At 55.9% G+C, this 7,186-nt stretch carries 5 protein-coding genes; 4 read left to right on the top strand and 1 reads right to left on the bottom strand.

The annotated features are described in order from the left end of the window. Positions 1 to 289: 289 nt before the first annotated feature. On the bottom strand, positions 290 to 1,372 hold the full coding sequence (locus JUK32_RS02815) for a CAP domain-containing protein (protein ID WP_204137332.1): 1,083 nt from the start codon (positions 1,370 to 1,372) through the stop codon (positions 290 to 292). 472 nt (positions 1,373 to 1,844) lie between these two features. Between JUK32_RS02815 and JUK32_RS02810 the strand changes: the two genes are divergently transcribed. The 4 genes from JUK32_RS02810 (at position 1,845) to JUK32_RS02795 (ending at position 7,089) form a co-directional block, all read left to right on the top strand. After that, complete coding sequence (locus tag JUK32_RS02810) at positions 1,845 to 2,846, top strand: toll/interleukin-1 receptor domain-containing protein (protein ID WP_204137331.1); 1,002 nt, start codon at positions 1,845 to 1,847, stop codon at positions 2,844 to 2,846. A 489-nt stretch (positions 2,847 to 3,335) separates the two neighbouring features. Next, complete coding sequence (locus JUK32_RS02805) at positions 3,336 to 4,973, top strand: alpha-D-glucose phosphate-specific phosphoglucomutase (protein ID WP_204137330.1); 1,638 nt, start codon at positions 3,336 to 3,338, stop codon at positions 4,971 to 4,973. A gap of 75 nt (positions 4,974 to 5,048) precedes the next feature. Further along, positions 5,049 to 5,687, top strand: a complete 639-nt coding sequence (locus JUK32_RS02800; protein WP_204137329.1) for a histidine phosphatase family protein — start codon at positions 5,049 to 5,051, stop codon at positions 5,685 to 5,687. A gap of 202 nt (positions 5,688 to 5,889) precedes the next feature. Beyond that, positions 5,890 to 7,089 carry an acetate/propionate family kinase gene (locus JUK32_RS02795; protein WP_204137328.1) on the top strand — a complete coding sequence of 400 codons (1,200 nt, stop codon included), beginning with the start codon at positions 5,890 to 5,892 and terminating at the stop codon, positions 7,087 to 7,089. Positions 7,090 to 7,186 lie beyond the last annotated feature (97 nt).

The raw sequence follows: 7,186 nt of genomic DNA, 5'->3' as shown, positions 1-7,186 counted from the left end.
CTACGCCTATCTCCACAGTCAGCAGTTTCAAACCTGAGCTTCAGGGGACGTTCCCCTCCTCCCTCTGGCTAAAGTTTCACTGGTTGGGCGATCCAATAGGGGACCGTCCCCTGGTGGCAGCTGAGCCTCTCTATTTCAAGATTTTGGAGCCGCAACACCCGAACGTCTCCCCTTGCCGAGGAATTTCAGAGCCGCCAGAGCAACCCAGTTCACGATATATGCCGCCAGCAGTATCCATCCCAAACTTACGGGCTATTAGCGCGGTGTAGTAAATTTACGCCGAGCGGTACTAGGTCGCGATGCGTCCTTCGTTAAACCCAAACTCAATATAGTGTCGAGTGGTGCCCACCAAATCGCCGCCAAAAACCGCTTGCAAATCACCATAACGTGCCAGATAAGCCACCGGATCAAATGAGGTCTTGGCACGACCTTCGCCAATGCCATAGGTGACATAGTGCTGCGTCGCGGCTTCTAGGTCATATCCAAAATGTTGAATCAAATCGGCGTTAGAGGCCAGATAACGTCCTTCCTCAAAAATATCTGCTGCCCGCCCTTCTCCAAAGCCGTACTGCGTAAAGTGTTGGGTTGCGGCGACTGGGTTTGGCCCAAATGCCCGAATGAGATCATCGTAGGAAGCTAAATACTGCCAGGGCTGGAACCCATTCGTTGGGCGGCCTTCGGTATATCCATACATGATGTAATGCTGGGTAGCCAGCGACCCATTAGCCCCAAAGGCCCTGAGCAGATCAGGATTAGACGCCAGATAGCCCATTTCGTCAAACGTATCGGTGGGGCGGCCTTCGTTGGCACCATAGGTGGCATAGTGCTGGGCAAGGGCGGTGGTGTCAGTGTTAAATAACACCAGTAAGTCGGGGTTAGAGGCCCCATACTGCAACGGGTCAAATCCTGGGAAGGGCGGGGGTGGTGGCGCTGAAGCCGTCGGGACAGAGGCTGCCTCGATTTCACCTTTGCCAAAGAGTTGAGTCCAGTAACTGTTGTAATTAACCCGGCCGGTATCGTTGTCGAGGTAGTAGTAGCCCACTCCAATTTCGTTGTATCGGGAGTTGAGCATGGCTGCTCGGTGGCTGTCGCTGTTAATCCAGGCGTTGACCACGGCTTTCGGAGAATGATAGCCCATGCCAATGTTTTCGCCCACGATGCCAGTCTCGTAACCAGCGGCTTGGGCTCGATCCCACGGCTTCGACTGATTCAGTCCGTAGTGGCTGAAATAGTCATTGAAAGCCATATCTTCGGTATGGTTTTGCGCCGCTTCGTTGAGATCTAAGTCAATGGAGAGCGGTGCTAGACCCTTTTGGGCACGAAACTGGTTGGTTAATTTAACAACTTCTTGGATGAAGGTCGCGTTTGACATAAAACTAGCAACAACACAGGTTGGGAAACGACTGGCAAATGCAAAGAGTTAAAGCCTGATTGCCGGGGCAATGTTCGGATGGGTGAGTTGACCAGCTTGGCTTGGTCGGTTGTGGCACGTTGTGGCCATCGGGGCGTAAAGCTGAACGTGTATGGCAACGGGGGATTGCTGGTATCGGTAGCTATGCACTCCATAACGACTGCATAGCCAAGGGGGAAGTTCCTGACTAACCGCAAATCTGGCACCCATGAAGAATTGCTGGCGCGGGGCGATCGCTACGCTTACCTGCATAGTCAGCAATTTCAAACCTGACCATAGGGGACGCTCCCCTGTTGAATTGCTGAACCAGAAAACTGAAGCCAGAGGGAGAAGGGGAGCGTCCCCTGGTAGCTAAAGATGGGATGCCCAAGCTCTAGCGAAGGATTAAACTTGGAGGCAGCGATTCGTACAGATTTTGTAGCGACCTTGGGCAATGGCAGATCAACAGTTCGACGTATTTTTGTGTCACAACAGTGAAGACAAACCTGCCGTCATCGAAATTGCCCAACAGCTACAGCAAAATAATCTAAAACCTTGGCTCGATGTGTGGGAACTGCAACCTGGTGCCATTTGGCAGTTTGCTTTGGAGCAGCAAATTGAAAGCATAGGCGCGGCAGCGGTGTTTGTCGGCCAGCAGGGACTTGGCCCTTGGCAAAGCGAAGAAATTTATGCTTTTTTGCAAGAGTTCATCCAGCGGGGCTGCCCAGTAATTCCGGTGATGCTACCTAATGTGCCAAAGCAACCTCGCTTGCCAATCTTCTTGAAGAATCGTCATTGGGTCGATTTTAGGTTGCAGGATCCTGATCCGCTGGTCCAGTTAGTGTGGGGAGTGACTGGCATTAAGCCAGGGAACGAGAAACTGAAGACTGCTCAGACAATTTCGCCAACAGTTGAAACTGATAGTCAGGCAACGGCGCTGTTGGTACCCAACGTTCCTCGTAAAGAGTTGCATGAATGCGATCGCAGCAGAATTCTGTATCTCAAGAACATAAAAGACCCAGCAGGGGGATGGTCTTACACGCTCGACCATATTCGACGTATGGGGGGCTCGATTGAGAGTGGAGTGTTTGAAATGTACTGGTTGCTGACTAGCAAAGGTGCAAAATCCGCTAAACAAGGTGACTTGATGATATTGAATCAGCATGCTCGGGTCACCCATATTGTGGAAATGCTCGACGACGACGTCCGTCGAAATAAAAATGGTTACTTTCGATGGGTCAGAATTGTTTGGTTAGCTAAAGCATCAGATTGGCATCAACTACCTCATCAAGAAGAGATTTTGGGTTTTAGTCCACCCAGGTTTGGAGGGGGAACTGCTTACTCCTTTAGCAGCCCTAACTTCAGGAAATTTCGGCAAGCGTGGGAGCACCTCTCAGAATTTCAGCTTCATGTCGTAAATCGCTTGCAAGAATTGAATGAACCAACATCAGCATGAGGCTTATTTTGAGGGGGCGGTTCCCTGGCAAGTCAGCCGATACGATAAAACTTGAGTTTGTAGGAACCGTTCCCCTGAGAACCGAGGCTTTAACGTGGTCTTAGGGTTGGTGCGGCATACTGCGATCGCGTTTGCCAGGTTGGCGACGTAAAGGGGACGGTCTCCTCCTCCCTCTGGCTAAAGTTTGACTGGTTGGGCGATCCAATAGGGGACCGTCCCCTGGTGGCAACATCTTTAATGTGGTCTTAGGGTGGGTGCGGCATACTGACCCACCAGTTGGTCAGGTTGGCAACGGCAGCGATCAAGGCAGCCGATTATGTATAAAGCAGTCTGGTCGGGTGTCTGGGGGCGATCTCGTCCGTCCTGCCGATTGCTTCCCGACCAAGCCTGACTCATAATTCAAGGGCGAACCACACCCCGCCGAAATGGGGTAAAAGATGCGCGGCCATCACTGATGCCGCCAACCACAGCTGCGATCCGGGAGATTGTATGACCACAGTGCAAACAGTTAGCACCCAACCCTACCCCGACCAAAAACCGGGGACTTCGGGCCTGCGTAAAAAGGTGCCCACCTTTCAGCAACCGAACTATCTACAAAATTTTATTCAAGCCATTTTTGACAGTCTTGACGGCATCCAAAACCAAACTTTGGTGGTGGGGGGCGATGGCCGCTACTACAACCGCGAGGCCATTCAGATCATCCTCAAAATGGCGGCAGCCAATGGCTTTGGCAAGGTGCTCGTCGGTCAGGGGGGCATCTTATCAACTCCGGCAGCGTCCTGCGTGATTCGCAAAAACGGCGCGTTTGGCGGCATCATTCTCTCCGCCAGCCACAATCCCGGCGGCCCCAAAGAAGACTTTGGCGTGAAATATAACGTCAGCAACGGCGGCCCGGCCCCCGAAAAAATTACCAGCGCCATTTTCGATCGTACCAAAACCATCACGGAGTACAAAATCCTCGATGCCAGCGACGTGGATCTGGATCGTATTGGCTCCACCCAACTCGGCCACACCACCGTCGAAGTCATCGATTGCGTGGCCGACTATGCCGCCCAAATGGAAACCCTGTTCGACTTTGCCGCCATTCAAGATCTCTTGAGCAGCGGCAACTTCCGTATCTGCATCGACTCCCTCCATGCGGTGACGGGGCCTTACGCGACGGCAATCTTTGAGCGACGGCTGAACGCCCCGGCGGGCACGGTGCAAAATGGCGTGCCGTTGGAAGACTTTGGCGGTGGGCACCCCGACCCCAACCTGGTCTATGCCAAGAGCTTGGTAGACGTGATGTTTCAGGACGATGGGCCAGACTTTGGCGCGGCGTCGGATGGGGATGGCGATCGCAACATGGTGCTGGGGCGCAATTTTTTCGTCACCCCCAGCGACAGCTTGGCGGTGCTCGCGGCCAACGCCACGTTGGTTCCCGGCTATCGCAGCGGCCTGACGGGAATCGCCCGCTCCATGCCCACCAGCCAAGCCCCCGATCGCGTCGCCGAAAAGTTGGGCATCGAGTGCTACGAAACGCCCACGGGGTGGAAATTCTTTGGCAATTTGCTGGATGCGGACAAAGCCACCCTCTGCGGCGAAGAAAGCTTTGGCACCGGCTCCAACCACATTCGCGAAAAAGACGGCCTGTGGGCGGTGCTGTTCTGGCTCAACATCCTGGCGGTGAAAAAGCAGTCCGTGGAGGACATCGTGAAGGAGCACTGGGCCACCTATGGCCGCAACTTCTACTCCCGGCACGATTACGAAGCGGTGGCGAGCGGTCCCGCAACGCAAATGATGGAGACGCTGCGCGGGGCGTTGGCCTCGATGCCGGGCCAGACCTTTGGCAAGTACGAAGTCGCTTATGCCGATGACTTCAGCTACACCGACCCGGTGGATGGCAGTGTCGCCAGCAAGCAGGGCATCCGCATCGGCTTCACCGACGGTTCCCGGATCATCTTCCGCCTGTCGGGTACGGGCACGGAGGGGGCCACCATTCGCTTGTACGTGGAGCGGTACGAAGCCGACGCCAGCAAACACGACCAAGACACTCAAGCGGCCCTGGCAGACTTGATTCAGCTCGCCGACGAAATTGCTCAACTCAAAGCCACCACGGGCCGCGACCAGCCCACCGTGATCACCTAACCGTTGGCGAGCAGGGATGCCCTTGGGTAGAACCTCACCGCCACTCGATACTGTTGATTTTTCTGGAGCGTGACCATGAGCCTGTGCGTCTACATGATCCGACATGGCGAAACCACCGCCAGCCAAACTGATGTGTTCTCCGGCAAAATGAATCCGGATCTGAATGAGGCGGGCTTTGCGATGGCCCAGCACTTTGCGCAGAAATACGCATTGCTGTCCTGGCAGGCGGTGTATGTGAGTCCGATGCAGCGCACCCAAAGCACCGCCCGCCCGTTTTGTGAAGCCACCGGGCTGGACATGCAACTGCGCGACGGCCTGAAGGAAATGTCCTTTGGCGAGTGGGAAAACCTGACCAAAGAGCAGGTGAACGAAAAATTCCCTGAAGATTATGTGCGGTGGCTGACGGAACCCGCGTGGAATGCGCCGACGGGGGGCGAATCGGCAGTTCAGGTTGCCAGTCGGGCTTCATTGGTGATGAGCGAGATTGAAGAAAAACACAAAGATGGCAATGTGCTGGTAGTCGCCCACAAATCGACCCTGCGGGTTGTGCTGTGCAGTCTGCTGGGACTGGACTTGGGGCGTTATCGCGATCGCATCACCTTTCCCGTGGCGTCGGTCAGCGTCGTCGAGTTTGGGGTGCACGGGCCGCTGTTGGTGAAACATGGCGATCGCTCCCACCTGCCCGCCGACCTCGACGCCCGCCCCGGCACCTAATGGGGATCGGTCAGATCCCACCGAAATATCTGTTAGGGGCGCGGCATTCTCGTTTTAACCAACGGGATTAGTCCAACCCTCACACCCTCACACCCAGCCACCGTCGCACCCAGCCACCCTCACACCCAGCCACCCTCACACCCAGCCACCCTCACACCCAGCCACCGTCGCACCCAGCCCCTCTTCTGCCCCCCTGCCAATCATGAAAATTCTCGTCCTCAACGCTGGTTCCAGCAGTCACAAAGCCGCCCTCTTCGACTTTGACCAGGGCCAAAAACCGCTGTGGCGCGCCCAACTCGATTGGACTCACACCGCCGGAGCCGTGGAACTCAAAGCGCAAACCGCCGACGGTCGGAGCCATCAAGATACGCTTACCACTGAGGACAAAACGGTAGGGCTGCGCTGGCTGATCAATACGCTGGTCGAGGGGCCAGTAAAAACGTTAGCGACCCTCAGCGAAATCCAAGCGATCGGCCATCGGGTGGTGCATGGTGGTCGCGAATACCAAGCCAGCACCCGCATCAGCCCCGCCGTCAAAGCCACCATTCGCCAACTGTTTCCCCTGGCCCCCGCCCACAATCCAGCCAACTTGCAGGGCATCGAAGCCATGGAGGCGATTTTGGGAGAGGTGCCCCAGGTAGCCGTGTTTGACACGGCCTTTCACGCGCAAATGCCCGCTGCCGCCAGCACCTTTCCAGGGCCGTATGAGTGGGTCGAGCAGGGCATTCAGCGCTACGGCTTTCACGGCACCAGCCATCGGTATGTGGCCCAGCGCGCCGCCGAGCTGATGGGGCGAGAGCTGACCGATCTGAAACTGATCACCTGCCACCTCGGTAATGGCTGCTCGCTGGCGGCGGTGCGCGCTGGCGTCAGTGTCGATACCACCATGGGGTTTACCCCGCTCGATGGACTGATGATGGGCAGTCGCTCCGGTTCAGTCGATCCGGGCATTCTCATTCACCTGATGCGCCACGACCATTACACTGCCGACGACCTCGACACCTTGCTGAATAAGCAATCGGGGATCAAAGGCATCTCCGGCATTTCCAACGATCTGCGGCAAGTGTTAGAGGCGGCAGACTCTGGCAATGACCAAGCGCAACTCGCCATCGATATGTTTATCCACGTGTTGCGCCGCCATATTGGGGCCATGCTGGGCAATCTGGGGGGACTGGATGCCCTGGTGTTTACCGCTGGGATTGGCGAAAACAGCGCCGATTTGTGGCGAGCCGCCTGTGCCGGGTGGGAGTTCCTGGGTCTGCACCTGGATCCGGATAAACTCCAGCGCCATACCGCCGATCGCGACATTGCGGCGACTAAGTCGAAGATTCGGGTGCTCGTTATTCACACGCAGGAGGAATGGGCGATCGCCCAAGACTGCGTCCAGATTCTCGCGGACTGATGGCCGGGGGCGGCTCGCCCGCTTCTAGCCGACAGAAACTTTCTTCGTGGGAGGAAACATTTCACCCTTCGTTTCGGGATTCGTTGATTTCACGCTC

The organism is Halomicronema sp. CCY15110 (assembly GCF_016888165.1).
Lineage (GTDB): Bacteria > Cyanobacteriota > Cyanobacteriia > Phormidesmidales > Phormidesmidaceae > Halomicronema.
Note: the sequence above shows the minus strand (reverse complement) of the source record. Positions and strands in the feature narration are given on the sequence as shown.